General features: G+C 51.6%; 24 protein-coding genes. 3 read left to right on the top strand and 21 right to left on the bottom strand.

Annotation, left to right across the window (positions count from 1 at the left end):
- Positions 1-43: 43 nt before the first annotated feature.
- From NST44_RS26740 to NST44_RS26805, 14 genes are all read right to left on the bottom strand, one after another.
- Complete coding sequence (locus NST44_RS26740) at positions 44-2,338, bottom strand: penicillin-binding transpeptidase domain-containing protein (protein ID WP_213614231.1); 2,295 nt, start codon at positions 2,336-2,338, stop codon at positions 44-46.
- Between the two features lie 17 nt (positions 2,339-2,355).
- Positions 2,356-2,766, bottom strand: a complete 411-nt coding sequence (locus NST44_RS26745) for a cell division protein FtsL (RefSeq protein ID WP_077565021.1) — start codon at positions 2,764-2,766, stop codon at positions 2,356-2,358.
- 31 nt (positions 2,767-2,797) lie between these two features.
- Positions 2,798-3,751 (bottom strand): 16S rRNA (cytosine(1402)-N(4))-methyltransferase RsmH, encoded by a 954-nt coding sequence (gene rsmH, locus NST44_RS26750; protein WP_210095269.1) that lies wholly within the window; start codon positions 3,749-3,751, stop codon positions 2,798-2,800.
- Between the two features lie 84 nt (positions 3,752-3,835).
- The gene (gene mraZ / locus NST44_RS26755; protein ID WP_007129458.1) at positions 3,836-4,273 is read right to left on the bottom strand and encodes a division/cell wall cluster transcriptional repressor MraZ; all 438 of its coding nucleotides are present in this window, start codon (positions 4,271-4,273) and stop codon (positions 3,836-3,838) included.
- A 210-nt stretch (positions 4,274-4,483) separates the two neighbouring features.
- Positions 4,484-5,752, bottom strand: coding sequence for an adenosylhomocysteinase (locus tag NST44_RS26760; RefSeq protein ID WP_007129457.1), 1,269 nt, complete (start codon positions 5,750-5,752; stop codon positions 4,484-4,486).
- A gap of 41 nt (positions 5,753-5,793) precedes the next feature.
- Complete coding sequence (gene bshC / locus NST44_RS26765; RefSeq protein ID WP_007129456.1) at positions 5,794-7,425, bottom strand: bacillithiol biosynthesis cysteine-adding enzyme BshC; 1,632 nt, start codon at positions 7,423-7,425, stop codon at positions 5,794-5,796.
- Between the two features lie 169 nt (positions 7,426-7,594).
- The gene (locus NST44_RS26770) at positions 7,595-8,533 is read right to left on the bottom strand and encodes an ABC transporter ATP-binding protein (RefSeq protein ID WP_007129455.1); all 939 of its coding nucleotides are present in this window, start codon (positions 8,531-8,533) and stop codon (positions 7,595-7,597) included.
- The gene (locus tag NST44_RS26775) at positions 8,530-9,525 is read right to left on the bottom strand and encodes an ABC transporter ATP-binding protein (RefSeq protein ID WP_007129454.1); all 996 of its coding nucleotides are present in this window, start codon (positions 9,523-9,525) and stop codon (positions 8,530-8,532) included. The genes NST44_RS26770 and NST44_RS26775 overlap by 4 nt, the downstream gene beginning before the upstream one ends.
- Positions 9,526-9,538: 13 nt before the next feature.
- Complete coding sequence (locus NST44_RS26780; protein ID WP_007129453.1) at positions 9,539-10,489, bottom strand: ABC transporter permease; 951 nt, start codon at positions 10,487-10,489, stop codon at positions 9,539-9,541.
- 2 nt (positions 10,490-10,491) lie between these two features.
- The gene (locus NST44_RS26785; RefSeq protein WP_007129452.1) at positions 10,492-11,424 is read right to left on the bottom strand and encodes an ABC transporter permease; all 933 of its coding nucleotides are present in this window, start codon (positions 11,422-11,424) and stop codon (positions 10,492-10,494) included.
- A gap of 263 nt (positions 11,425-11,687) precedes the next feature.
- Positions 11,688-13,349 carry a peptide ABC transporter substrate-binding protein gene (locus NST44_RS26790; protein ID WP_007129451.1) on the bottom strand — a complete coding sequence of 554 codons (1,662 nt, stop codon included), beginning with the start codon at positions 13,347-13,349 and terminating at the stop codon, positions 11,688-11,690.
- Positions 13,350-13,497: 148 nt separating this feature from the next.
- Positions 13,498-13,884: a DUF3397 domain-containing protein gene (locus tag NST44_RS26795; RefSeq protein ID WP_007129450.1), complete on the bottom strand. Its 387-nt coding sequence runs from the start codon at positions 13,882-13,884 to the stop codon at positions 13,498-13,500.
- Between the two features lie 13 nt (positions 13,885-13,897).
- The gene (locus NST44_RS26800; protein ID WP_007129449.1) at positions 13,898-14,857 is read right to left on the bottom strand and encodes a ketopantoate reductase family protein; all 960 of its coding nucleotides are present in this window, start codon (positions 14,855-14,857) and stop codon (positions 13,898-13,900) included.
- Between the two features lie 152 nt (positions 14,858-15,009).
- Positions 15,010-15,660, bottom strand: coding sequence for an RsfA family transcriptional regulator (locus NST44_RS26805; protein ID WP_007129448.1), 651 nt, complete (start codon positions 15,658-15,660; stop codon positions 15,010-15,012).
- Between the two features lie 343 nt (positions 15,661-16,003).
- Between NST44_RS26805 and NST44_RS26810 the strand changes: the two genes are divergently transcribed.
- A complete protein-coding gene (locus NST44_RS26810; protein ID WP_007129447.1) occupies positions 16,004-16,240 on the top strand; it encodes a DUF2626 domain-containing protein in 237 nt (78 codons plus the stop codon).
- 269 nt (positions 16,241-16,509) lie between these two features.
- On the top strand, positions 16,510-17,619 hold the full coding sequence (locus tag NST44_RS26815) for a coiled-coil domain-containing protein (protein WP_007129446.1): 1,110 nt from the start codon (positions 16,510-16,512) through the stop codon (positions 17,617-17,619).
- A 221-nt stretch (positions 17,620-17,840) separates the two neighbouring features.
- Here the strand turns inward: NST44_RS26815 and NST44_RS26820 are convergent, their stop codons facing one another.
- Both NST44_RS26820 and NST44_RS26825 read right to left on the bottom strand, forming a co-directional pair.
- Positions 17,841-19,100 carry an extracellular solute-binding protein gene (locus NST44_RS26820; RefSeq protein WP_007129445.1) on the bottom strand — a complete coding sequence of 420 codons (1,260 nt, stop codon included), beginning with the start codon at positions 19,098-19,100 and terminating at the stop codon, positions 17,841-17,843.
- 377 nt (positions 19,101-19,477) lie between these two features.
- Positions 19,478-20,809 (bottom strand): PhoH family protein, encoded by a 1,332-nt coding sequence (locus NST44_RS26825; RefSeq protein WP_040738501.1) that lies wholly within the window; start codon positions 20,807-20,809, stop codon positions 19,478-19,480.
- An 87-nt stretch (positions 20,810-20,896) separates the two neighbouring features.
- Here NST44_RS26825 and NST44_RS26830 point away from each other — a divergent pair, with 87 nt between their 5' ends.
- Positions 20,897-21,595, top strand: a complete 699-nt coding sequence (locus NST44_RS26830) for a YhcN/YlaJ family sporulation lipoprotein (RefSeq protein WP_007129443.1) — start codon at positions 20,897-20,899, stop codon at positions 21,593-21,595.
- 71 nt (positions 21,596-21,666) lie between these two features.
- Here the strand turns inward: NST44_RS26830 and NST44_RS26835 are convergent, their stop codons facing one another.
- The 5 genes from NST44_RS26835 to NST44_RS26855 form a co-directional block, all read right to left on the bottom strand.
- Positions 21,667-21,966, bottom strand: coding sequence for a hypothetical protein (locus tag NST44_RS26835; protein WP_007129442.1), 300 nt, complete (start codon positions 21,964-21,966; stop codon positions 21,667-21,669).
- A 75-nt stretch (positions 21,967-22,041) separates the two neighbouring features.
- Entirely contained in the window at positions 22,042-23,145 is a 1,104-nt protein-coding gene (locus tag NST44_RS26840) for an LCP family protein (protein ID WP_007129441.1), read from the bottom strand.
- Positions 23,146-23,313: 168 nt separating this feature from the next.
- A complete protein-coding gene (locus NST44_RS26845) occupies positions 23,314-23,607 on the bottom strand; it encodes a YlaH-like family protein (RefSeq protein ID WP_007129440.1) in 294 nt (97 codons plus the stop codon).
- A 47-nt stretch (positions 23,608-23,654) separates the two neighbouring features.
- Positions 23,655-25,496: a translational GTPase TypA gene (gene typA / locus NST44_RS26850; protein ID WP_007129439.1), complete on the bottom strand. Its 1,842-nt coding sequence runs from the start codon at positions 25,494-25,496 to the stop codon at positions 23,655-23,657.
- Between the two features lie 138 nt (positions 25,497-25,634).
- Positions 25,635-26,147, bottom strand: a complete 513-nt coding sequence (locus NST44_RS26855) for a hypothetical protein (RefSeq protein WP_340901079.1) — start codon at positions 26,145-26,147, stop codon at positions 25,635-25,637.
- Positions 26,148-26,150 lie beyond the last annotated feature (3 nt).

The following is a 26,150-nucleotide window of genomic DNA, read 5'->3' on the forward strand; positions in this document are numbered from 1 at the left end:
CTTCATCACATGAGTATTCGGGACAAACCGGGGATAGAACAAGCTATTCCTTGTCCTCTTCGCTTCCCGCCGCCTGGTCGGCGGCATCGGTTGCCTTCTCTTCTTGAGTTGCGGTTCCGGATTCAGCTTCGTTTTCGGTTTCGTTTTCGATTTCAGCTCCGGTTTCGCTGTCGCTTGCCTCCGACTTATCCTCGGCAGGCGTCAGTGTCAGATGCACGGTCCGCTGGCCGTTCTCACTCGTTTCCATTTGCTTGGTAACGTAGCCTTCGCCCTGGACCATGACCTTGACCCGCATCAAGGTCAGGACCTCCATCGCATCGCGAAGTGACTCGCCCTGCAAATTCGGAACTGACATCGTCGCTTCATCCTCGGTCAAGAGATAGATGCGCTGCGCGCCGCTGATCGGCGTGCCGGGCTCCGGAAACTGCTTCTTTACGGTGCTTCCGCTGCCGAGCGTCTCGAATACAACGCCCTCCTCAAGCAGCTTCGCCTTCGCTTCGCTTACCTTCATGCCCGTCATTTTCGGAGCTTCATAGGACCCGTCGGGAAGTACGGTCTCTTTCGATTTCCCCTTATCTTCGGCATTCGACTTCGGAACGCCCCAGTAAGTCAGCGTCTTGGATACGATCTCTTTGAAGATCGGTGCCGCGAGCGCGCCTCCGCCTTTCTCCTCATTCGGTTCGTCAATGATGACCAGCACAGCGATCTTCGGATCCTCCACCGGCGCGTAACCGATAAAGGAAACAACCTGTTTGGTCGTATCCTTATAGCCGCCGCTGGATTTGACGGCAGTACCCGTCTTCCCCGCTACCCGGTAACCGTCGATATATGCCGCGTGCCCTGTACCTTTGTCAGCGTCGGCAACGACCTGCTCGAGATATTTGCCGGTTTCCCTGGCTGACTCGGGCGAGATGACCTGGCGGACCATTTTTGGCTCGATTTTCTTGGTCTTGCCGGTGTTCGGATCCTCGATCTCCTTCACCAAATGCGGCGTCATCAGCTTGCCGCCGTTCGCAACGGCCGAGATGGCCGCAATTTGCTGGATCGGCGACACCGAAACGGCATAGCCGTAGGTCATGGAGGCGATATCCGGATCGTAAGTCATGTTCAGGATACTGGACGTTTCGCCCGGAAGGTCGATACCGGTCTTTTCCGCAAAGCCGAATTGCTTGATATAGTTGGTGAGCCGCTCCTTGCCAAGCATTTCGTACCCCAGCTTGACAAAGGCCACGTTACTCGACCGCTTTACACCTTCCAGATACGTAATCGGCCCCCATCCTTCCGGACGGATGTCTTTGTGGGTTCGCCCCCCGGCCCGGATGGTACCTGACTGGTAAGCTGCATTCGGGTTGAACAGCTTCTCCTGGATGGCGCTGGCCAAGGTGACGATCTTGAAGGTCGATCCCGGCTCGTACCGCGATCTTACCGCATGATTGTAATAGTTCTTATATTCCGATTCCCAGTATGTATTGGGATTATAGGTCGGCAGGTTCGCCATGCCGAGGATTTCTCCGGTCTTCGGATCCGCCGCGATCACCGTCATGCTGATCGGCTTGTATTTGTCAAACGTTTCGCGCATCGCGTCCTCGATATAATACTGGATTGTATCATCGATCGTCAGCAATAAATTTTTCCCATTTATGGCAGGCTGGTATAAATCATCCTGGCTCGGCAGCTTGACGCCCTTCTTGTCGCTCTTGTAGGAGGCAAACCCATCCTTGCCCCTCAAATAGTCGTCGTAAAAGGCCTCAATTCCGCCAATCGCTTCTCCCTGAAGATCCGTATATCCTACGACATGCGCTGCCAGCGTCCCTTGCGGATAGAAGCGCTTCTGCTCCCGCTGGAGCCCGATGCCCGAATCGGCGATCTTGCCGGCCTTCTTCAGCTTCTCTTCCAAGCCCGTTCTCAATTCAACGACCTTGTCCTTGGTCTCCTCATCGATCTTCCAGCCCTCGCTGCGGACCTCGCGTCCGAGAAGGTATTCTCCCTTATCGTTCTTGGCCCGGACCATTTCCCGAAGCTCGTCCTCATCCTTGCCGAGAATGTCATGCAGCCCCTTAACGACATCCTCCTCCAGGCCGTTCGCCTGAATGACCTTCGGATTGACGACCACGGTATAGGCCGGCGCATCCATGGCCAGAATGTCGCCGTCCCGGTCCATGATCGTCCCCCGGGATGCCGGGAGATCCTGCGAGCGGGACCAGCGCTTCATCGCTTCCGCCTTCCAGAAATCGTTGTCGATGACCTGCAGCCAGAACACCCGACCAATTAATAAAGCAAAAAAGAGGGTTATACATCCCCCTATTAGCACGGTGCGCAGTTTGATTTTTTTAACCATTGGCGTAACCTCACACTTTAATCATTTTGTCCGGATTTCGAAGCCTCTGTTCCGGATTGTCCGGAAACCGGTGACAAATGAATGGCGTCTGTTTCATCAATGGGCACGTAGCCAAGCTCTTTTGCCTTGTCCAAAATTTGCATCTCCAGCGTCTGCTTCTCGACTTGAAGCTGTGTAACCGTCCGTTTCCCTTCTTCAATCTTATTCTCCGTTACATGAATCTGCCGATTCAAGTCATAGGAATGAACATGGCTCATGCCGATCACGCCCATGACGACAACCATGAATACCACGGACAACAAATACAGAAGCTTTTCTTTCTGGGGTAACTGGGAACGGCGTTTGATGACTTTCGTCTTCTCGAGATAGGCGGACTGCGTTTCCTTCTGTCTCTCCTGTACAGCCAAATTACCGCGTGTGTATGCCATGGCGATTCTCCTTCTTCAGGTATAATGTGTGCTACTGCTTTTCTGCAATTCGCAGCTTCGCCGATCTTGCTCTTGGGTTGCCCTCAATTTCCTCCGCCGACGGTATGATCGGCTTGCGGTTCACCAGCTTCAGATCCCCCTGGCCGCCTCCGCATACGCACATTGGAAAATCCGGAGGGCAAGTGCATTTAGGAATATACGAATTGAAAATCTGCTTGCATATCCGGTCTTCCAGCGAATGGAACGTGATCACGGACACTCTTCCCCCCGGGGCGAGGCATCTCACCGCCTGATGCAGCGCATCCTGGAATGCGCCAAGCTCATCATTGACCGCAATCCGGAACGCCTGAAAGCTGCGCTTCGCCGGATGGCCGCCCGTACGTCTTGCCGCTGCCGGAATTCCTTCCTTAATTAATTCGACAAGCTCTCCGGTTGTCTGAATAGGCCTCTGTGCCCTTCTTTCCGCAATGACCTTGGCGATGCGGCGCGAAAATTTCTCCTCGCCGTATTCGTGCAAAATTCGCGAAATCTCCTGCTCCGGCCACTCGTTGACGATCGTTGCAGCGGTCAACTCGGCGGATTGATCCATCCGCATATCCAGCGGCGCATCGTGATTGTAGCTGAACCCTCTCCCTCCCTCATCGAATTGGGGAGAAGACACGCCCAAATCAAAGAGTATACCGTCAACTTGCGGCTGTTCGTTCCCGCCTGGCGTCGTTTCGCTCCGGAGCACCTCCTCCAGATCCCGAAAATTCGTCTTGACGAGCGTAATCCGGTCTGCGTAAGGCTTCATTACTTCCCGGGCATTATTCAATGCCCAATCGTCCTGATCCAATGCGATCAACCGGCCTTTCGAACTTAGCTGGGAAGCAATGAGCGAGCTATGCCCCGCGCCTCCAAGCGTACAGTCAACGTATATACCATCTGGTTTGATGCGCAGCCCTTCTGTCGCTTCTTGCTTAAGCACCGTGATGTGATGGAACAAAGCTGCAGCCCTCCATTGTGTCTGAATTCAACATTCTAGTCGTTTACATTTGCTGCTCAATCGTCAAGTACTACTGCAAGCCGTTTAAAGATCGAAATCAAAATCGACCAGCTTCTCGGCGATGTCGTTGAATGTCTCCTCCGACTGCTCGTAGTACTTCTGCCACTGCTCCTTGCTCCAGATCTCCACGCGGTTGGATACGCCGATAACGACGCACTCCTTCTCCAGCTTGGCGAACTCGCGCAAATTGCCCGGCAAATTTACCCTTCCCTGTTTATCCCATTCGCATTCGGTTGCCCCGGAAAAGAAAAACCGGGTGAATGCGCGGGCATCCGACTTCATGAGCGGCAGGGATTTGAGCTTCTGCTCCATAATGGACCATTCTTCTCTGGGGTATACAAATAGGCATTGGTCCAATCCGCGGGTAACAACAAACGAGGCGCCTAAGAGCTCCCGAAATTTAGCGGGGATGATGATTCTTCCCTTGTCATCAATGCTATGCTGAAACTCCCCCATAAACATCAGGCATTCCACCCCTTAACCCCGTTTCCCCACTTTGCACCACTTTCCACCACTTTAGGATAATAGATTCGGCGTCAAGAATCAAATTCCTTCAAGCGGGATTTTGTTTTTTTGGTTATTTCTCTCAAGATAACCGCACCAAAAAAACCTCCTTCCAAATCCCTGCCGGGAATGGAAGGAGGTTCTCAAGTGTTAAGGTGCCGTATAGGTTTAATGCTGGGCCCAGCTATCCAAGTAAGCTTTCTGCTCAGCGCTCAAGCTGTCGATTTGAATGCCTAGACTTTCCAGCTTATAAAGTGCCACTTGCTCATCCAACTCATAAGGAACGTTCAGCACCCGCGTACCGATCTGCTGATATTGTTCATTTACATACTTCAGGGACAGCGCCTGAAGCGCAAAGGTCATATCCATAATTTCAGCCGGATGGCCGTCGCCCGCTGCCAGATTGACGAGGCGGCCTTCGGCCAGCAAGTAAATTTTGCGTCCGTCTTTCAGATGATATTCCTCAATATTGCGGCGAACGGTGCGAACCGACTGGGCGCGCTCGGCCAAATCCGGCTTGTTGACCTCCACATCGAAATGTCCCGCATTCGATAGGATGGCTCCGTCCTTCATAACATCGAAGTCCTCGCCGCTGATTACGTCGCGGTTGCCGGTTACGGTAACGAAGAAATCCCCCAGCTTCGCCGCTTCGCGCATCGGCATCACCCGGAAGCCGTCCATATAGGCTTCAACCGCTTTAATCGCATCCACCTCGGTAACAATGACATTGGCACCAAGACCTTTAGCCCGCATCGCAACCCCTTTGCCGCACCAGCCGTAGCCGACGACAACCACTGTCTTTCCAGCCACGACCAGATTCGTCGTCCGATTAATGCCGTCCCATACGGATTGGCCCGTACCGTAGCGGTTATCGAATAAATATTTGCAGTATGCATCATTGACGGCCACCATCGGGAATTTTAACGCCCCTTCTTTCTCCAGGGACTTTAGTCGCAGAATGCCGGTCGTTGTTTCTTCCGCCCCGCCGCGAACCCCTTCAAGCAGGTCTGTGCGCTCAGCATGCAAAATCGTAACGAGATCGCCGCCATCATCAATAATGAGATCGGGTCTCGTCTCCAATGTCGAGATGAGATGCTGTCTATATTCTTCCGGATCGGGATTATATTTCGCGAACACGGTAATGCCGTCCTCCACCAAAGCCGCGCACACATCGTCCTGTGTGGACAGCGGGTTGCTGCCGGTGATGGTCACTTCGGCTCCCCCGGCCTGAATGACTTTTGCAAGATAGGCGGTCTTCGCTTCCAGATGCAAGGAGATGGCGACCTTCAAGCCTTTGAACGGAAGCTCCCGTTCGAACTGCTCCCGCACCCGGTTCAGTACCGGCATGTGCGCCTTCACCCAGTCAATCTTCAAATGACCCTCCGGCGCCAACTTGACGTCGGCGATGCTGCTGTTCTGTAATGCAGATGAGCTCATACAACTAACCTCCTATGGTCTGTTTAATGCATACCGGCTTATTATATGAATACGACACGATGGGTGCCCGAACCTTCATACGGGATTTCCATCAGGCGGTCCACCAGATTCAGCCCGTAGCGGTTCATGTATTCTACGATGTTGTACACCCTTTCCTGCGGGCTGCCCTCAGGCAGAAGCGACACTTCGATCCGCTTCCACTGCGCCAAAGCTGCTTCATGCTGCTGGGCCAATGCGCTTTTTGATCTGCTGAGCAGGAAATCCATCTGCTCCAAGATTTTCTCGCGGTTCGTTTCCCCTAATTTTAACAGCCCCGCCTGCATTTTACCAATATCTTCTATCAAAGGCTGGTACAGCGTCTCAAACGCGGCCTTCGTTTGGGCAAACCGTTCATCCAAATTCAGCTTGTCTTGACCAGCCAGCCACGCATCCCGCTTCTCCGCTAGATTGAGCAGCACGTCCTGGAAGGTCAGCTCATACTTATCCATGTATTTATGAACGGTCCCGTCCAGAAGCGTAAAGGACATTCTCGGGATGATCAGCGGCATCCGCAATCCCAGATCGGCAAAAGCGTCGCGGGTGATCGCCCAATACGAAATCTCGCCTGGGCCGAGGATGGTTCCGAGTACGGGGAGCAGTGAGTCCTGCATGATCGGACGGGTCAGCACATTGTTGCTGAACCGGGCCGGATGCTTATGCAGCTCGTCGAGAAGCTCCTGCCGTGTAAAGGATACGAGGCCCTTCCGGTCCGAGTAGACATCCCCCTCGCGGAACAGCAGAAGCCGTCTGCCTTCATGCACGTAGAAGAGATTCGCCCCATTCTCTGCGACCTCCGCCTGAACTTCATAGCCCCGTCCGGCGATTTCTTTAGCCGCAGCCTGGTAGGAGCGGCATAAATCTTCATTACGCTTGATCATCGCTTCGAACACGGGAACCTCCAGCTCCCGCAGCGCAGGGTCGGCGGAATCGAGTAAAATCAATCCGTATTTGCCGAACATCCCGCCGAGCAGCCTTGCAAAAGCATCGCTTAAACAGGGTGCATCCTGGACCGATTCGCTGACCAGCCTCAACAACTCGCCCTTGTGTTCGCTGTCAGGCAGCTGCTGCTGCAGCTCGTTCAGCAGCCCGTCCCAATCCGCACGGTCTACTTTCGTATAGCTGACAGAGGTTCTCAGTGCATCCTTCGGATCCAGCTTCACCTTGGCAAGGCTCTGATCCGGGGACAAGAAATACGTGTGATTCACCTCGTCCCAATCATGATCTTCCCCAGCGATCCAAAATACAGGCACCACCGGCCGGTTGAGCCGCCGCTGTGCTTCCCGGGCAGACTGGATGATCGTGATGGCCTTGTATACAACGAGCAGCGGACCTGTAAACAACCCGCTTTGCTGCCCGCCGACCATCACCAGCGTACCCTGCTGCTCCAGTGAATCCAGCGACGTATGTACTGCAGGATGATTATTGTGCTTCTTATTATATGCCCGAAGACAACTGACCAGCGCCTTGCGCGGCGTGCGCTTGTCTTCCGAAAGGTCCAGCCATGCTGCCCGCTCGGCAAAACTTCGCTCGCTGCGGAAATCTCCACCGTATAATCCGCTGACTTGATCGAAACGGTGAATATAGTCCTGAGCAAGACGCGAGGCGAGGTGTAATGGTTCCGGAACGATATTCATGATGTCGCCTCCTATTCTTTCGTCGCCAAAATTCCAATATGTGTACGATCATTTATTCTAACCTAATAAAACCTTTCTTGATTGTACCGAATGTTGGTATTGTGCGTCAAAGGAAAAGAATAGCCGCCGGCATGATTGCCTGCGGCTATTCCTACTTGTCAAGGCCGAATTATGCGTAAGCCTTGGCAACCCAATGGCCCTTGGATACCTCGACCAGTTCGGTATCATCCACATCCAGCTGAACCGTTCCGTCCTCTCCTTTGGCGGCCGAAATCGGTCCCTGCATGTCATTTTCCATTTTAAGACGCGTTTTGTTCGCCTCGATTTCCGGATCCGGAATCGGAATGGCGGACAGCAGCGTTTTGGTGTAAGGATGGATCGGGTTGGCATACAGCTCTTCACTGTCCGCCAGCTCGACCATTTTCCCGAGATACATCACCGCTACGCGGTCGCTGATATGCTTGACCATCGACAGGTCGTGAGCGATGAAAAGGTACGTCAATCCGAGACGGTTCTGCAAATCCTTCAGCAGGTTGACCACCTGAGCCTGAATGGATACGTCGAGCGCCGAGATCGGCTCGTCGCATATGATGAATTTCGGATTGACCGCAAGCGCGCGCGCAATGCCGATCCGCTGCCGCTGACCGCCCGAGAACTCGTGGGGATAACGCGTTGCATGATCGCTGTTCAGGCCGACCATGTCAAGCAGCTCCTCAATCCGCTTCTTGCGCTCTGCGCGGCTTCCGGCCATGCCGTGAATATCCAGCGCTTCACCGATAATATCGGAAACCGTAAATCTCGGATTCAGCGATGCATACGGATCCTGGAAGATCATCTGCATATCGCGCCGCATCGCCTTCATTTTCTTCGGAGACAGCTTGTAAATGTCCGTACCATTAAAGTTAACGCTGCCTGCCGTCGGCTCGTACAAACGCAGAATCGTCCGACCCGCCGTAGATTTGCCGCAGCCGGATTCCCCGACCATGCCGAGCGTTTCGCCTTCGCGGATATAGAAGTTCAGGTTGTCGACCGCCTTGAGCACATTGCCCCCGCCGACATTAAAGTATTTCTTGAGGCCTTTCACTTCAATCAGATGGTTATCCTTCATGAGCTTTGCGCCTCCTTCGCCATCGGATGCAAATTCCAGCAGCGCGCCATATGCGTGTCGCTGAATTCCGTCGCTCCCGGGTCGATCCGTTCGCAAATCTTCATCGCCTCATCGCAGCGGGCGCAGAAAGGACAGCCGACAGGCGGCTTGATCAGATCCGGCGGCGTTCCGATGATCGGAATGAGCGGCTCGTCCTTCTTCTGATCCAGGCGCGGCATGGAACGAAGCAGACCTTTCGTGTAGGGGTGCTGGGGATTTTTAAAGATCTCCCATTTCGTTCCGGTCTCTACCACTTCGCCCGCATACATAACGATCACGCGATCGCACATGCCGGCCACGACCCCAAGGTCATGGGTGATCAGAATAATCGACGTGCCGAGACGCTGCTGCATTTCTTTCATGACATCCATGATTTGAGCTTGGATCGTCACGTCCAGCGCCGTTGTCGGTTCGTCCGCAATAAGCAGCGTCGGCTTGCAGGCAAGCGCGATCGCGATCATCGCACGTTGACGCATGCCGCCCGAAAATTCATGCGGGTATTGATCAAACCGTTCCTCGGCATTCTTGATGCCGACGAGCTTCAGCATTTCGATCGCCTGCTTCTTCGCTTCGGAGAACGACATGCGCTGATGCTTCACGAGCACCTCGGTTATCTGCTTGCCGATTTTAATGGTCGGATTCAGCGAGGTCATCGGATCCTGGAAGATCATCCCGATATCCTTGCCGCGGATCGCTTCCATCTGTTTATTCGTTTTTTTGAGAAGGTCCTGTCCTTGGAAAATGACCTCTCCTTTTTTGATCTCTGAGGGCGGCGACGGAATCAAACGCATAATGGTCTGGGCGGTAACGCTTTTACCGCTGCCGGACTCACCAACGATGGCAACCGTCTCCCCCTTGCCGACTTCAAAATTCACGCCGCGCACAGCCTTTACCTCGCCGCCTCGGACACGAAACGATACGTTGAGGTCTTTAACCTGCAAGATCGGTTCCATACCTTCCCACCTCCTATTTTTTCAATTTCGGATCCAGCGCATCGCGCAAACCGTCACCGAAAATGTTGAATGCAAGCATTGTCAAGCTGATAAACAGAGCCGGGAACAGCATCCGCCAAGGATAGTACATCCATCCCGACAGAGCGTCGTTAATCATGGAGCCCCACGAAGCGACAGGAGCTTGTACGCCAAGACCCAAGAAGCTCAGGAACGCTTCGGAGAAAATCGCGCTCGGCACCGACAACGTCAATGTAACGATGATCGGTCCCATCGCATTCGGAATCAAGTGCCGGAACAACAGCCGCGGCGCGCTTGCGCCCATCGACCGGGAAGCCAGCACGAATTCCCTGTTTTTCAGCTGCATAATTTCGCCTCGCACGATCCAGGACATGTTGATCCATCCTGTAATCGTCAAGGCAAGTATGATCGTCCCAAGACTCGGCTCAAACACGACCAGAAGCAAAATCGTTACCAGCAAATAAGGAATGGAATACAGAATTTCTGCAAATTTATTCATGAATTCGTCGACGCGCCCGCCGAAGTAACCCATAATGCCGCCGTAAATAACGCCGATCATCAGGTCAATGGCTGCCGCCGCAAGGCCAACCGTCAAAGATATGCGAGCTCCCATCCAGGTGCGGACAAACACGTCGCGGCCCAGATCGTCCGTACCGAACCAATGCTCGGCGGAAGGCGGAGCGTTCGTATTCATCAAATCATTGGTTTCATAGTCATAATTCGAAATCATCGGTCCGATGATCGCCATGATGACAATCAGGATCATGACAACGAGGCCCGTCATCGCAAGCTTATTCTTGCGCAATCGTTCCCAGGAATCCCGCCAGGAAGACAAGCTTTCCCGCTGGATGACTTCGGACTGCTTCTCATCCGGACCGATCTTCCGGAAGTCTTCAGGCGTTAATTGCTGAGCGGCCGGATGAGGCATTCCCTGTTCTGTCGCCATGTTTATCCCTCCTTCCCGCCGGATAGTTTAATGCGCGGATCCACAAATACGTATACGATGTCTGTAACGAAACGCGCCAGCATCAGCAGGATGCCGTAGAAAATCGTAATCCCCATGATCACCGTATAGTCACGGTTCGTAATGCTCTCCACAAACTGCTTGCCGATGCCGCCGATACCAAAAATTTGCTCGATAACGACAGAACCGGTAATGATATTGGCAGTCATTGGACCGACATACGTAACCACCGGCAGGATGCCGTTGCGGATGACATGGCGGAACATGATTGCAAACCAGTTAAGTCCTTTGGCTTTTGCTGTCTTGATATAATCCGAATGAAGCACTTCCAGCATGCTGGAGCGTGTCAAACGGGCGATAAACGCGATCGGCTGTGCGGACAAAGCCATGACAGGCAGGACATAATCGAGCGGACCGTCAAAGCCCATGACATTGAACAGGCCGGCTTTCTCCGCCAATACGAACTGCAGCATGGATGCCAGGACGAAGCTCGGAACCGCGATCCCGAGAACCGAGATAATCATCGCTAGATTGTCAATCAGCTTCCGGTGATAAAGAGCTGCCAGCATCCCCAGCAGTACACCGACGATTACGGAGACGACAATCGCGATCAGACCCAACCGAAGCGAAGGTCCGAACGTATCTACTATAATATCGGTGACCGATTGCCCCTGATGCTTCATAGACAAACCGAAATCACCTTGAATGATATTACCTAAATATTTCGTGTATTGTTGAAAAACCGGTTTATCCAAATCATACTGCTCCATCAGCCTCGCCAAGATTTCAGGCGATGGTTTTTTCTCTCCCATAAACGGATCTCCCGGTATGGCCTTCATAAGAAAAAAAGTGGCTGAGATCAGTATGAACAAGGATACAAGCATGTAAAAAAACTTACTCGCCACATACCTCAGCATTCTTGTCGTCCTCCTGCTCCTGTTGTTCTATACCAAGCCGTCTATTTCATTGTAGTCTTCCCTAATCAAATGAGCATCCAATAAGTTTCACCAAGGGACACAGGATTTGGTAACCGGGCGCTCATACAAAAAATCGGGATATATATGAGGTGTTAGAAGCCCCACATATATATCCCGAACTGCAACCTTTTAGAGGTTGTTCAAAAAGTCGTCTTTTAAACCGACTTTTTGAACATGCACTTTTATAAAGGAATTACAGAAGACTACTCGATATACGCACGTGTGAAATCGATATCGCCTTTATAATCAAGATGGAGGTTCTTCACCCAAGGTTTAACCAGGGAAACGCTAGAGTAGTAGTAGATCGGCATAACAACCTGGTTGTCCTGAACGAGAATCTTCTCCGCTTGAGACATCAATTCCATGCGCTTCGCATTGTCGCTGGTAGCATAAGCTTCCTTGACAAGCTTGTCATACTCTTCGCTCTTGAAGCCGGTATCGTTGTTGCCGCCGGTCGATGTCCACATGTCGATATAGGTCATCGGGTCGTTGTAGTCGGCTCCCCATCCGGAACGTGCAATTTGGTAGTTGAGATCCGTGCGGTTCTTCAAGAATACGCCCCACTCTTGGTTTTGAACCTTAACCGTTACGCCAAGGTTGTTCTTCCACATATCCGCGATGGCCAGCGCAATCTTCTTGTGGTTGTCATCGGAGTTGTGGATCAGCGTAACCTCCGGCAAAGTCGTATAGCCTTTTTCCTTCATGCCTTGTTCGAGCAGCTTCTTCGCTTCTTCCAGATTCTCATTGAAGTAGTTGTCCGGAACTTCTTTACGGTATTCATCCTTCTCGCCTTTAATGCCCGGAGGAACGAAGCCGTAAGCCGGGAGCTGTCCGCCTTGCGTAATTTTCTCTACGATCGCCTTGCGGTCGATTGCCATCGCAAAGGCTTTACGAATGTTTACGTTATCAAACGGTTCTTCCGTTGTATTGAAGATATAGAAGTACGTCGAGGCGATCCCCTTGATCACAAGCTCATCGCCAAGCTCTTTCTTCACCGCATTCAGCTGGTCTGTCGGAATGTTTCCTGTCGGATGTCCGGCATAATCCAGCTCGTCGTTACGGTAGCTTGCAAGCTCGGTCGCAGAGCTGTTAACGATGCTCATTTGTACTTTCTCAAGCTTGATGGAAGCTTTGTCCCAATACTGGTCGTTCTTCACAAGCTCGATCTTTTGGCCCTTCGTCATTTGTGAAACTTTGAACGGACCATTCCCGATCAACGTATCCGGTTTCGTCGCCCAAGAAGCGTTGCCTTCAACGGATTTATGAACCGGGAAATACGTTTGGAAGGACATGAGGCTCAGGAAGTATGGCGTCGGGTTCTCCAGCGTTACTTCCAGCGTGTAGTCATCGGTTGCTTTTACACCGACTTCGTTAGCGTCTTTCATTTCTCCTTTGTTATACGCTTCAGCGTTCTTGATGTAGTACAGCTGGTAAGCGTAAGGGGATGCAGGAGTAAAGTTAGGATCGAGCACGCGCTTCCACGCGAATTCGAAATCCTTGGCCGTTACCGGATCGCCGTTGCTCCATTTGGCGTCCTTGCGAAGGGTGAAAACATATTTGAGGCCATCTTCGGAGATGTCCCATTTTTCCGCTACGCCAGGTTCTTCCGTGCCGTCGGCACCTTTGCGAACCAGACCTTCAAACACAGCGTTGATAACCGTATTCGATGTATTGTCCTGGGACAATCCTGGATCCAATGTCGGAGGGTCGGAGGCAAGGTTCATGCGAAAGACTTGTTCTTTCGGCTTGTTCCCTGTTCCGCTGTTGGCACTTTGATCATTCTTGTCAGCTCCGCATGCGGCCAACACTGAACTGAAGGCAAGAATCAGTGTCATGAGAAGCAGCAGTTTCTTGTGTTTCTTCATCTTGCGTTATCCCCCTCATAAAATAGGTATATGCTTATCGATTATACAACCAGTGGTCAAAAAAATCCATAAATCAGAAAATTGAAAAATCTGCCTGATCCTAGATCTGGCAGATTCCCCAAGTGTTATCTTAACGATTAAGTTGTCCCTATGTAACCTTAATTATGTATGTAAGCAGTCCAAAAAATGTAAAAAGTAAGTATCCAGCGCTTAAGGCGACAAACCCCAGGCGCCACACCGCCCTGACGAGTCTCTTCCCATTGACCCGGCCCTTCCAGCGGTTTTGCGCACTCCCGATCAACCCTGCCGCAATGAGCAGCAGGAGCAAAACCAGATAAAAACCAAATTTTGACTGGAATATAATGTTAAACAAAGCCGAAACCGAGAATATCAAAAAGAAGGTCGTCACATCCATGGCGAGCTCAATCGCCTGCTTACGGCTGTTCCCCTTTCGAATGACGATGAAGTATACCAGGAAAAACGGAATGAATGGAATTACACTCAACCAAAAGAGCAGATTGTTCAAGAAACCCATACTATCGTACCTCCTATATAGTCATTCCCTCAATAAGCTGTAAAATGAGCTCGTGGTGTGGTGTAGCTACTCTATATCTTCTGCCCATGCGGACGATACTTCCGTTAATCCAGGCCGCTTCCGTCGTGCGTCCCTCGAGAACATCCTTCAGCATCGAGGAGGTGTTGTCCGAGGTAGACCGGCAGACTTGCTCGATCTGCTCCCATAAATGGCTCCCGCACGGGATATTACCCGCCTTATATACCGCCATTCCTTCATCGTAAAGCGCCCTCATGATCGCCACCCGCTGCGGCGAGGCCAGCAGCTCTCCGTTTCGAACCCGCCACAAAGCCGTCAGCGGATTGATGACAGCATTCATGAGCAGCTTCCGGTAGATCATCTCTTCCATTTCTTTCGACAAAAACGACTCGAATCCTGCACGGTTAAGCTGTTTCACCAGCTCGATTTCGGCTTCGTCTTCCTGCTCCTGCCCACTGGACCCCTCAGCTTGAGGCAGCCTCCCGATCGTCGTCGTTCCATGTCCTGCATGAAGCACCGAGGCCGGACCCGTACGCTTGGCGCCCTCCGTCGTTATCGCTGCGTAAAGCTCCCAGGCCGGAAGGTAGCGGTTAAGAAGCTCCATATGGCCGGTTCCGTTTTGAAAGCAAATCAACCGGCGTTTCGCATGCCCGAACGGAAGAAGCACTTGCTTTGCCATATCCTCGATGCCCTGCTGTTTTAACATAAGAAAAAGAACATCTGCTCCTTCCGCCCCGCCCCGAGCCGAAAAGGCAGACAGCGGATACGCCTTGATCCGGTCCGGCTGGACCAGCGTCCGTTCGCCGGCCGTATTATCCAATGATATCCCCTCTGTCCCGATTCTCTCCGCCTGCTGAGCGCCGCGGCACCATAATGTGATGTCATTTCCGGCTGCCGCAAGCTTGGCGGCATATAACAGGCCCAAGGAACCGGCCCCCAAAATATGTATGTTCATCCTTACCTCCATCATCGCTAGAAATAACAAAATGCTGTACTAGCTCTAGTATATATCAGAAAGAATTCATATACGCACAAATAACCCGCCAAAGCGCATGAAATGCACTAATGCGGGTTACGGCTGCTAGGCACTGGATGTCTAGCCTGTTTCTATTCGATTCGTTCCAGATTTCCGTTGGCGTCCATTTTGAAGCGAGTTTTCAGCTCCTCGTCCTCTTCATTCAGGAAAGCCAGTCTTCGCGCCCGATCCATGATCTGGATCAGCGCCTTATAGTCATCATTGACGACATGGTAATCGGTTTTCACTTCACTGACTTCCTTCAAGAGACGCTCATTCTCGCTGCGAAGTCTTGCAAGCTCTTCCTCTTTCTCGCGCAGATTTTTCTCCAGCAGCTTATACTGGCGTGAGCTTTCCTGCAACCCGCCCTTCCATTGACGAAGGAAACGGATGACGGCATCAATGGACAGCGTTTCTTCCGTGGCTCCGTCGTTTTTATAGGCATCCTGTTCCAGTTCCTGGGCAGCTACGCCTGCAACCTGCGGGCCGCTAAGCGGCGACTGCTTCTTATAATAACTTCTTTTCTGGCGCTGGGATTTCGCCAAGCTGATTGCTTCCTCGTATTTTTTGCGCACACAGCTGTTCCATCGAAATCCGCAGGCGGCCGAAGTGCGGCCGATCCGCTCCCCTACTTCCTCAAAGGCAGCCAATTGGGTGCTGCCCTCCCGAATATGGCGCAGGGTCACCTCCGCTAAAATCAGATCATCCTCTGCGCTCCAAGCATCCTGTCTTACTGCTGACATACCATAAAACCCTCCTAACGACATCCTAAAATAACCGTCTTCAATACCGTAAATCGGCTGCTGAATAGGGTATAAAAACTGCTTAATTCATTCCTATGCCTCTCATAGAGTTCATAGAATCTATTTGATACTAAAATGTATTTCCATTTTGAATACAGATCATACGCTTAAGCGGGGAAATGGTGCGAAACCTTAGAAAAACTTCCTGATTATTTCGGGACCTTCTCGGCACATAATAAAAATAAAGCAGGTTTTTCTTGAGTTAGGCGTTTACACCATTTTCCCGTAACGCTATAATGGGAATAGCGGCATTATGTGCGTACATACGAGAGGAGGATATATCGTGGCACGGATGTTTCGAGTGCTGGGCTTTTTTACCCTAACGATCGGGTTGATGGCCTTCGCCGGTGATCTTATTGAAATGGCTCTGCTGTTCTTCCTGCAGACGGCATTTTTCGTGATCCTGGGATATTTGAAATTCACGGAGAGAACCTATATTCTTCTCTTCTGGGCTTATATGATCGTGACCTTCACAGGCTTCAGCTACTGGACGGTCTTCGTTATGGGCAAGCCGCTCTAATGAATGCCAACAAACCAAGCAGGCGAATATCCGCTCCCGCTGGCGCTTGAACTTGGACAACCCGGCTAAGCGGACGGGTGCGGATGGTTTCCTTGCGATTCGTGAACAGTGTCTTTAAAAAAAAGCGATCCGGAGCATTTGCTGCGGGTCGTTTTTTTTCAGTTTCCAAAAGGTTGATATTTATAGCGTCATCATCATATATTGGTTAACAATGAAGGGACAGCGGACGGATTCCTTTCGTCTAAACAACCATTCAAGGAGGACTCCTGTTGATTGAACGATTAAAAACGCCGATCCTCCCGTTCATGCTCACGCTGCTTCTGTTGTTCTGTTTCATGTTTACTCCAGCGGTTTACTCCGAGCAGGATGCAAGCCCCGTCATGCCGGACTCGGAAGAGGCGCGCCGCATCTTGCAGGACAGTCTGTCCATTGTCGAGATCGATGAGGAGATTTCCCGGATATCGAGCCGGATTGTGGAGCTTGAAGCGCTGCAGGACGAGCTTCAAGGGAAGATCGGAGAATTGGAGCTGACGATTCGTGACCGCCAGGAGCGCGCCGGAGCTGTGCTGCGTTCCTATTACATGGGCGAGCGCGAGCAGTTATATTACATGCTGTTATCTGCTAAAAGCTTGGCCGGGTTTTTCCGTGTACTGGATTTTTACGATTTGATCATTCAGAATGACCGGGACGTGTTAACGGCCTATAACAACCAATACCAGGAGCTTGCCTCCTCCAAGGCTGAGGCCGCTCGGAATGCATCGGCGCTTGTTGAAGTGAAGGATAATCTGGTCAGGCAGCGGGAACGTGTGCTTGCGCTGGAGAAGCAGGTGGACAGCGCCGTATCGACAAGCAGCAATCCTGAAGCCATGAAAAAGCTGATTGAGGAGTTTACTTTATATTGGGAGAACGTCGGCCTCTACGAGGTGAAACGCCATTTCCGGGCCCTGGCAAACGCAATGGAGAATCTTCCGGATTTCGTTCAGGGCAGCAAGAACATATTGAAGACAAACGGGAAAGTGTATACGATAAACATTCATGAAGATGAGCTTAATGCCTTCCTCCGGTCCGAGGACGAGCTCTTCAACTCGTTCGCATTTCATTTCAATGACGGCAAAGTGATTGCATCCGGAGAAAGCGGCAATTTATCCCTTTTGATCGAAGGCCGGTATACGGTTGTCGAAGATCCGCAGAACGCCATTATGTTCCATGTCGACAAGCTTGTATTCAACCGGATCGAGCTGCCGGACACAACGCGCCAGGCGCTCCAGGAAGAATTCGACATGAACTTCTATCCGAAACAGCTGGTGTCCTTTCTGAAAGCAACAGAGGTTTCAAGCGCCAATCAGAGGCTCATGGTTACGATGGAGCTGGATTTATAGCTTGCTATAGCTTGTTTAACTTAAGAAACCACTGCAATTAAGCGCAGTACCGAAAGTCCCGCCCCCGGTCACTATCATCTTTAAGGCTGTATGGATTAACTGCCATTAGATTGACGCCTCTATTATCCACTACATAGGATGAACAAAAAAACAGCTGCCCGGAACATTCGCAATCTAACGTTCCGGGCAGTTGTTTGACGTGCTGATCCTAATTATGCGTTTCACTTCGCCTCAGGAGGATGCAGCTCCAGGTACTTCTCCATGGTTATTTCTCCGCTCAACAGGCTCCGGGCCGATTCGGCATAGGCCTGGAAGTTCACCGGCTCCCCAAAATCGAGCACCGAAGCTTCGTTCTCCGCAAGCAGCAGCTGAACCGGAACGGCGGCCTTTTGCCAGATGCCTTGGTCATGAAGCAAGTGACTGCTGGTCACGTAAAGCTCTGACAAAACAGGCAGCGTTCCTGCCGACTTGCTCCATTCGCGCTGCTGCTCTTTTTCCGTCATGTACGTTATCCATTTCATGGCGAGTGCGGAAGATTCCGTTTGGGCCGCAACGGCAAGACATCGTGTGCGAACGACAGGGGACTTTGGATGATTATTCCCCATCGCGAGAGCAAGAGTCCTACCGTCGGTGTCTTGATCGACAAAGGCTGAATAGGGCCCGATCTGAACGGTTCCCGGCTCGTCACTCGGTTCCGAATTTCCCCCGGGAACCTGCTGCTCGCCGCTCATTGACTCCGAAGCAGGTCTGATGCCCCGCAGCAGCAAGTCCAGAACATCCCGATCCGGACTGGACGGATCTCCTTCCATGAGGTGAACCGCAGCTGCAAAGGCGTAGGGGTCCCTTAAGTCAAAGGACAGCACCGCACCGGATGTATGTACGCCGAAATATTCTTTCCATTCTTTCCGGCTTCGGGGCAGCTTCTTGGAGGGTTCGTCCTTCCCTTGCCCGTTCCAGACCATGACATAGGGATCGATGTCGAAAGGCAAGCCCCATTGGTATCCGTTCCACTGCAGCGGCGTGAGCAGGCCATTCAAGGCCTCGCCGTCCGGCATAACCGCTTGGGAGGCATCGACCGGGAGCAAATAACCGTTCATTGCAAGCGCTTTTATATAATGCGAATCTGTCAAAAGGATATCCGGCCCTTCTCCCAGGCTTAACTGCATCATAAAGGAATCCAGGGATTCCTCCCCGTCTGGATCATTCGATTCCAGAGGAACTATCTTAACCTCGGCGCCGTACTCCTGCATAAACTGTTCGTTCAGCTCATTCAGCTTCCTCAGCTCGGCGCCGCTTAACTGAACCCCGACCTGAATCGGGCCCTGGTCGGCTTCCGGCGTTTCCGGCCGCTGTTCGGGCGGAATCGGCTCATCTCCGGGCGGCTCCCGCTTGGTATAATGAGTGAAGTCGAAGCTGGGAGATAAACTGGATAAAGACAATAATAAGACCGCAAAGAGGAACCAATATTTTTTCCGTTTCATATCCCCACTTCACTCCTTTAGCCACTTGCCCTTATTTTACCAAACCTCTAGTGCTCTTGTCCTATCTCATTTATAGATTATACCACCGGTTTGCAAGAACAGACAGATAGAACTATACGAAACCGTACCCTGCGCAGCTGTATAGTATGTTGTCAAGTGAATGCAGAACGCATTAAGCAAGCTCACTGCCCCGGAGTCTCTATACGGCATGAACCCAACACAAGCAAGAGTGAGGGATCCCTTCTTGCACCGCACCCAAGTGCTGCGGAAGATATTAGAAAAGACGGTCCGGAAATGATAAAGATTTCCGAACCGCCCCTTTTTCAAATATCAGATGTCGTTTGTTCCCTTTTTCTTTATTTCTCGGGAAATATCAGCTACAGCAAATCTGCCGCCAGTTGAGCCAGCTTGGAACGCTCGCCCTTCGTTAATGTGATATGACCGCTCAGGCGCTCCTGCTTAAACCGCTCTACCACATAGGTCAGGCCATTGCTCACCGCATCCAGATACGGATGATCGATCTGCTCCGGATCTCCCATAAGAATGACTTTGCTTCCTTCTCCGGCCCTAGACACAATGGTCTTGACTTCGTGCCGCGATAAGTTTTGCGCTTCATCCACAATAATGAATTGCCCTGGAATGGACCGGCCGCGAATGTAAGTCAACGCTTCGACCTGAATACTGCCGAGCCCCATGAGTATTTTATCGATATCGCCCGATTTCTTGGTATCGAACAAAAATTCCAGATTATCATATATCGGCTGCATCCAAGGTCTCAGCTTATCTTCCTTCTCGCCGGGCAAATAACCGATATCCTTGCCCATCGGAACGACAGGCCGGGCAATCAGCAGCTTTTTATATCGGTGCTCATCCTCGACTTTGGACAGACCGGCTGCAAGCGCCAGCAATGTTTTCCCTGTTCCCGCCTTCCCCGTGATCGTCACGAGCGGGATATCGTCGTTAAGCAGCAGCTCGATCGCCATTCGCTGCTGGGCATTGCGGGCGCTTATTCCCCATACCGGTTCATTGCTCAAGTGCAGCGGCTCAAGCCGTGTAGCATCCTCATTGACGCGAAGCAATGCCGACTTGGCCGAGCCCATTTCATCCTTCAAAATGACGAATTCGTGCGGGTACAACAGATAAGGCAGCTGCAGCGGTTTGATCGGAAGATAACGGTAGCTGTAAAACTCGTCGATGACCGACGGGTGTACCTTGATCGTCGAATATCCGGGAAACAATTCGCTCGGATCGGCCGTCCGGTCGGACAAGTAGTCCTGTGTCGTTAATCCAAGCACATCCGCCTTGATCCGGACCAATACGTCCTTGCTGACGAGCACGACAGCCTTGCCGTCCTCCTTCGGTTCCTCCTCCAATTTATAATTTAACGCGACAGCCAAAATTCGATTGTCGTTGGTAGCCTCACTAAACAGTTCTTGTACCTTGACGAAGCTGCGATGATTCAGCTCGACCTTCAGTGTCCCGCCATTCTCCAGAAGCACCCCGTCATGCAGGTGCCCCCGTTCCCGTAATCCATCCAACAGCCGGGACACGGTGCGGGCATTTCGGCCGATCTCATCGGCATTACGCTTCTTCGAATCGATCTCCTCAAGAACCACCGCAGGAATGATGACCTCATGCTCCTCAAAAGCATAAATGGATTGAGGATCATGCAGCAGTACGTTCGTATCCAGCACAAAAATTTTACTCATCTTATCCCTCCACTGCTTCTTCATCATCAGGTACACATTAAACCATTTCGTCCCGGACATAATAAGCTTAGCCTCTGGAGTAATCGAATGAAATTTACGACGAAAGGACAGATTCATATGAAAGCTGCTCTATCCCTAGTGCTGACGATGGTGCTTCTCGCAGGCTGCGGGACTGCCAATAACAATGCATCACCCTCTCCTCGTAATCAAACGAATGGACAGACGAATAACACGACAGCCCAGAGCTTGAATGGTAACAGAGGCCTTGCCACCAACAATGTAGATGGCTGGGGCCCGGGTATCACGAACAGGGGGGACGCGGCTGACAATACCCAAGGTAATGCGCGTGTGGATACGTCGACCGCTAATCATTTGAAAGCGTTGGCCGAAAGTGTACCAGGCGTCAAGAATGCCAATTGTGTGGTCATGGGCAATACGGCCGTTGTGGGACTAAATGTCGATGGAAATCTCGACCGTGCTGAAGTGGGTACCATCAAATACACGGTCGCCGAAGCTCTACAGAAGGATCCTGCCGGAGCCAACGCGCTCGTTACAGCCGATTTGGACATTACCAACCGCATTGCCGATCTTGGCCGACATATTCAGGAGGGTCACCCGATAGCCGGACTGGCCAGCGAGCTTGCCGATATCGTCGGACGCATCATTCCGCAGCTGCCTAAAGATGTCACGCCTAGAAACGGTAATGCCCAAGATCACGGAGGACGCACGGTTCAGCCGAACAGTCCTCAAGGGAATGCACCGCAAAACACCAACCGCAGCAGATAGACATTTCATGACGGCAATCGATTCGTGACTCGGACGAAGATCCGTGTTTGTCCGCCAAGACTCCACATTTTTCATACAAAAAAGCCCAGTGAAATCCCACTGGGCTTTTTACATGGCCATAGCTTCCCCGTCTTCAGTAAAACCGCCGATCGAGGAGAACGGCCAGCGTATTCAAGAAACGGCAGCGAAAATCCGCCCGTTTCGATATCCAATTCCGACCCATGCGGCGGAAGGAGCTTCGAAACGGAGCAGATGCCGTCTTCTGCGGAGTGTATACGGATGGAAGTTGACCGCACAAATCCCCAAGCTGCTTCAGCAGCCTGATCAAGCCGGATCGGCGCGCGTGTCGTGTGCATCATTGGGTAGGACATAAATGAGGCCTCCTGTACAATGATCTCCATCTGTTACATTGTATTATATCACACGGTAAAACTTGCCTTCAATTGTCACGGTGAGACAGGAGTTGTACCTTCTTCCCCTGCTGTCCCGGCTTTATGATTGCCGGCCAGCTCCTCCTGCAGCGCTTGCTTCGCCTTCTCGAGCTCAGCCGAACTGATATACACATTCGGGCTTCGCCATTCGCCGGTCACCGGCATAAACCGTACGTCATCCTTCTTAATATCATAATACGTTGCGATCAGGTTGCGGATCTGATCCTGCTCCAGATCGGTGATCATATTGTCCGATACCGCATCCAGCGCGTTGCCGACCTTGGTAACCCCGCCTAAAGACTTCATGCGGTCCAGCAAGGAGTGGAGCACCTCGCTCTGACGGGCATTGCGGTCGAAATCGTTGGATTCCTTGGTTTTCGGGTTGCAGTTCATCGATTTCCGGTAGCGTACATAATCCAGCGCCTTAGCGCCGTCCAGCTTCTGCGGGCCTGCCTTCAGGTTGATATCCGTGCCATCGGCGGAGTCCCTGTGGCACATATTGTATTTTACGTTGACATCAACGCCGCCAAAGGTATCAACAATATCACGGAAGCCCTGGAAATCGATCACGGTGACGTAATCGATGTTCACTCCCATGTATTTGCTCATCATGACCTTCATCTCATCCTCAGGCTTAATTCCGCTGCCCGGCTGCTTCTTCTCGGCCTTGTTGAAGGCAGCTTTGAACTTCGGATAATACGAGTTCAGCTTGTTCGGCACATATCCTTCAAGCTCGATGAGCGTATCCCTTGGGAGCGATACCAGCGTCGCCGTATTCGTATCGGGATGCATCGAAACCACCATGACAACATCCGTCAAATAAGTTCCGGTTTTCGGACGGTAGTCCGTTCCGAGAAGCAGCATCGTGATCGGCTTTTCCTTGGCGGATTGCCCTGGAGGCACCGGCTTGTCGATTCCGCTCTTCTCGATAACTTCATTGCCTTTAAAGAACAAAAATCCTGCATAGCCTGCGGCGGATAGGATTGCGATCAGTAAAATAATCAGAATCGTTTTAAAAAATGTTTTTACACCGCTTTTTTTTCGCTTTGGAGCAGAGGTTTTCTTGCCCTTCCCCCCGCTTTTTGATCTTGGAGGGAGATTGGTATGATTAGAATTCATATCATTGCACCTGATTTCATTCAAATTAGATGAATGTCCGATGAATGCTCAGACCTTAGGACTGAGCATTCATCGGACCATGGGTTACTTCTCTCTCTTATTAAACGACGGGGACTGACAAAAGGTTGCCGAAATCAGCGTAAAATCGCGCGAATGTTCTCTCGTTTTTTACGATTTGGATTCCGCCTGCGTCTTTTTCTTCTGGCGTTCCTCCACAAAATAGCGTATCCGAACCATGAACATCAAGGCGACCGCTACAAGCAGACATTGGATGATCGGCAGCTTATCGATTTGGAACACGAGCAGAATAGCCGATCCGAGCAGCATCAGGAAGTACAACAGAATCTCCTTAAGCAAGGGGAGCTTCTGTTTAACCCGAAACACCTTGTTGTACACGTAGGTAATCATCACAAAGATCAAAATATACGAGATGAGCGGATGCGCGGCCAACCATTCCTGCATGACAGGCTCACTCCTTTAAGGACAAGTAATCTTTAGCATATTCTCTATTATAGATTCGCTTGCGCCATTTTACGATGTTTTTCTGCACGCTCGCGTTCGCTCTTGTTCAAGATCTTCTTCCGCAGACGCACAGACTTCGGCGTAATTTCGCAATATTCGTCATCATTCAGATATTCGAGCGCCTGCTCCAAAGAGAAGATGCGAGGCGTCTTCAGCTTCACCGTGTCGTCCTTCGTTGCGGAGCGGACGTTCGTCAGCTGCTTTTCCTTACAGATGTTAACGACGATGTCATTGTCACGGGTATGCTCCCCGACGATCATGCCCTCATAAATTTCAGTACCCGGCTCAAGGAACAGTGTTCCGCGATCTTCTACAGACAGCATGCCGTAGAAGGTCGACGTTCCGTTCTCCGTCGATACGAGCACGCCTTGGTGGCGTCCGCCGACCTGGCCGCCCACTAGCGGGCCGTAGCTGTCAAATGCGTGGTTCATCACGCCGTAGCCGCGAGTCAGCGTCAAGAAATGGGTGCGGTATCCAATCAATCCGCGGGCCGGGATCAGGAATTCCAATCGAACCTGTCCGTTGCCGCTGTTCACCATATTCACCATTTCTGCCTTGCGTGTTCCAAGGCTTTCCATGACCGCGCCCATGCTTTCTTCCGGCACGTCGATCATCAAGCGTTCGATCGGCTCCATTTTGACGCCGTCGATTTCGCGGACGATAACTTCCGGCTTGGATACTTGAAGCTCGTAGCCTTCACGGCGCATGTTCTCGATCAAGATGCCAAGATGGAGCTCACCGCGTCCGGAGACGATATATGCATCCGGGCTGTCGGTTTCTTCCACTCTCAAGCTGACGTCAGTCTCAAGCTCTTTGAACAGCCGGTCGCGCAGCTTGCGGGACGTTACCCATTTGCCTTCACGTCCGGCGAAAGGACTGTTGTTCACGAGGAATGTCATTTGGAGTGTCGGTTCATCGATTTTCAGCACCGGCAGTGCCTCCGGATGCTGAGGATCGGCGATCGTCTCTCCGATGTTGATATCCTTGATACCGGCAATGGCAACGATATCGCCTGCGCCGGCTTCCGAAACCTCGATCCGCTTCAAGCCTTGGAAGCCGAACAGCTTCTCGATCCGGGCATTCTTGCTTGATCCGTCGCGCATGATGACCGTAACGGATTGTCCCTGCTTGATAATGCCGCGGTTCACGCGGCCAATCGCGATGCGGCCCAGGTATTCGTTGTAATCCATCAAGGTAACGAGGAACTGAAGCGGCTCGTCCACTTTCTCCGTTGGGGAAGGAATGTGCTCGATGATCGTTTCGTACATGGCAAGCATATTGTCATCCTGCTTGTCCGGATCCTTGCTTGAGGTTCCGTTCAAGCCCGATGCATAAACGACCGGAAAATCGAGTTGATCGTCGTTTGCGCCGAGCTCGATGAACAGATCAAGCACTTCATCGATAACTTCAGCCGGACGGGCGGCCGGACGGTCGATTTTGTTAACAACGACGATTGGCGTCAAATTATGTGCGAGCGCTTTGCCGAGCACAAATTTGGTTTGAGGCATGCAGCCTTCATAGGCATCGACGACGAGCAGAACGCCGTCAACCATTTTCATGATCCGTTCCACTTCACCGCCGAAATCGGCGTGTCCCGGTGTATCTACAATATTGATCAGATAATCTTTATACGTGATAGCCGTATTTTTGGCCAAGATGGTAATCCCGCGTTCGCGCTCCAGGTCGTTGGAGTCCATCGCGCGCTCCTGCAGCGTCTCATGCTCCCGGAAAATACCGGATTGCTTCAGCAGCTGGTCTACAAGTGTTGTTTTGCCATGGTCAACGTGTGCAATAATGGCAATGTTGCGAATCTGATCTCTTGATTGCATAAATGTATCTCAAATCCCTTCTGTTCGAATGAGCCACAAAGAAAGCGCCGGACGACATGCCGACGCTTCAACATACTCCTAATAATATAGGGAAACGAATGGTGAAATCAAGTCTTTTCAGAAAACTTCCAATAATACTTACCATCCCCGACTCCACTTATTGTTTCGTCCCGAGCTATTCCGCCTGACAATCATCCATACGCCTGAAGCAATCAACAAAAATGCGATAATGTAGAGTGCCGCAGACGACAGCCATGTAAAGAAGAGGATAAGCACAGACAGCGCGGTTAGTCCGAGCGCAATCGGAAGCGCTCCTCCCGGCCGCGGAATTTCAAACAAATAATATTCAAACAAGCCGACCCCTACGCCCAAAATCAAGATCGGCCACAAGGATGACATGAGCCCCCATCCTGCAAAGTTGCAGATCAGGAACAGCAGACCATATACGGTCAAGATCCCGCCTGGAATAAGAATGCCGGCCGTCGCACGGCGGCTGAAATACAGCAAATGCAGAAATATGCCCGGCAGCAGCACGATCAGCGGCCATAACGTTCGGCCTAGAAAGCCGAATACGCCGAGTTTTCCAAGGAATATGACAACTCCGGCCCCGACGATGAACAAGCCCAGCGCCAAATCTTTTCTTGAGGACATCTG

The organism is Paenibacillus sp. FSL W8-0919, assembly GCF_038003785.1.
Taxonomy (GTDB): domain Bacteria; phylum Bacillota; class Bacilli; order Paenibacillales; family Paenibacillaceae; genus Paenibacillus_AQ; species Paenibacillus_AQ lactis.

What these genes read in the sequence shown, in the direction of transcription:
- NST44_RS26775 (WP_007129454.1), bottom strand. Translation starts at nt 9,525, where the DNA reads ATGGAACCGATCTTGCAGGTTAAAGACCTCAACGTATCGTTTCGTGTC.
- NST44_RS26855 (WP_340901079.1), bottom strand. Translation starts at nt 26,147, where the DNA reads ATGTCCTCAAGAAAAGATTTGGCGCTGGGCTTGTTCATCGTCGGGGCC.
- NST44_RS26740 (WP_213614231.1), bottom strand. Translation starts at nt 2,338, where the DNA reads ATGGTTAAAAAAATCAAACTGCGCACCGTGCTAATAGGGGGATGTATA.
- NST44_RS26845 (WP_007129440.1), bottom strand. Translation starts at nt 23,607, where the DNA reads ATGCAGGAATGGTTGGCCGCGCATCCGCTCATCTCGTATATTTTGATC.
- mraZ (WP_007129458.1), bottom strand. Translation starts at nt 4,273, where the DNA reads ATGTTTATGGGGGAGTTTCAGCATAGCATTGATGACAAGGGAAGAATC.
- NST44_RS26840 (WP_007129441.1), bottom strand. Translation starts at nt 23,145, where the DNA reads ATGAATTCTAATCATACCAATCTCCCTCCAAGATCAAAAAGCGGGGGG.
- NST44_RS26795 (WP_007129450.1), bottom strand. Translation starts at nt 13,884, where the DNA reads ATGGGTTTCTTGAACAATCTGCTCTTTTGGTTGAGTGTAATTCCATTC.
- NST44_RS26825 (WP_040738501.1), bottom strand. Translation starts at nt 20,809, where the DNA reads ATGAGTAAAATTTTTGTGCTGGATACGAACGTACTGCTGCATGATCCT.
- bshC (WP_007129456.1), bottom strand. Translation starts at nt 7,425, where the DNA reads ATGAATATCGTTCCGGAACCATTACACCTCGCCTCGCGTCTTGCTCAG.
- NST44_RS26785 (WP_007129452.1), bottom strand. Translation starts at nt 11,424, where the DNA reads ATGCTGAGGTATGTGGCGAGTAAGTTTTTTTACATGCTTGTATCCTTG.
- NST44_RS26800 (WP_007129449.1), bottom strand. Translation starts at nt 14,857, where the DNA reads ATGAACATACATATTTTGGGGGCCGGTTCCTTGGGCCTGTTATATGCC.
- NST44_RS26770 (WP_007129455.1), bottom strand. Translation starts at nt 8,533, where the DNA reads ATGAAGGATAACCATCTGATTGAAGTGAAAGGCCTCAAGAAATACTTT.
- NST44_RS26760 (WP_007129457.1), bottom strand. Translation starts at nt 5,752, where the DNA reads ATGAGCTCATCTGCATTACAGAACAGCAGCATCGCCGACGTCAAGTTG.
- NST44_RS26835 (WP_007129442.1), bottom strand. Translation starts at nt 21,966, where the DNA reads ATGTCCTACCCAATGATGCACACGACACGCGCGCCGATCCGGCTTGAT.
- NST44_RS26745 (WP_077565021.1), bottom strand. Translation starts at nt 2,766, where the DNA reads ATGGCATACACACGCGGTAATTTGGCTGTACAGGAGAGACAGAAGGAA.
- NST44_RS26820 (WP_007129445.1), bottom strand. Translation starts at nt 19,100, where the DNA reads ATGAAACGGAAAAAATATTGGTTCCTCTTTGCGGTCTTATTATTGTCT.
- NST44_RS26790 (WP_007129451.1), bottom strand. Translation starts at nt 13,349, where the DNA reads ATGAAGAAACACAAGAAACTGCTGCTTCTCATGACACTGATTCTTGCC.
- NST44_RS26830 (WP_007129443.1), top strand. Translation starts at nt 20,897, where the DNA reads ATGAAATTTACGACGAAAGGACAGATTCATATGAAAGCTGCTCTATCC.
- NST44_RS26805 (WP_007129448.1), bottom strand. Translation starts at nt 15,660, where the DNA reads ATGTCAGCAGTAAGACAGGATGCTTGGAGCGCAGAGGATGATCTGATT.
- typA (WP_007129439.1), bottom strand. Translation starts at nt 25,496, where the DNA reads ATGCAATCAAGAGATCAGATTCGCAACATTGCCATTATTGCACACGTT.
- NST44_RS26780 (WP_007129453.1), bottom strand. Translation starts at nt 10,489, where the DNA reads ATGGCGACAGAACAGGGAATGCCTCATCCGGCCGCTCAGCAATTAACG.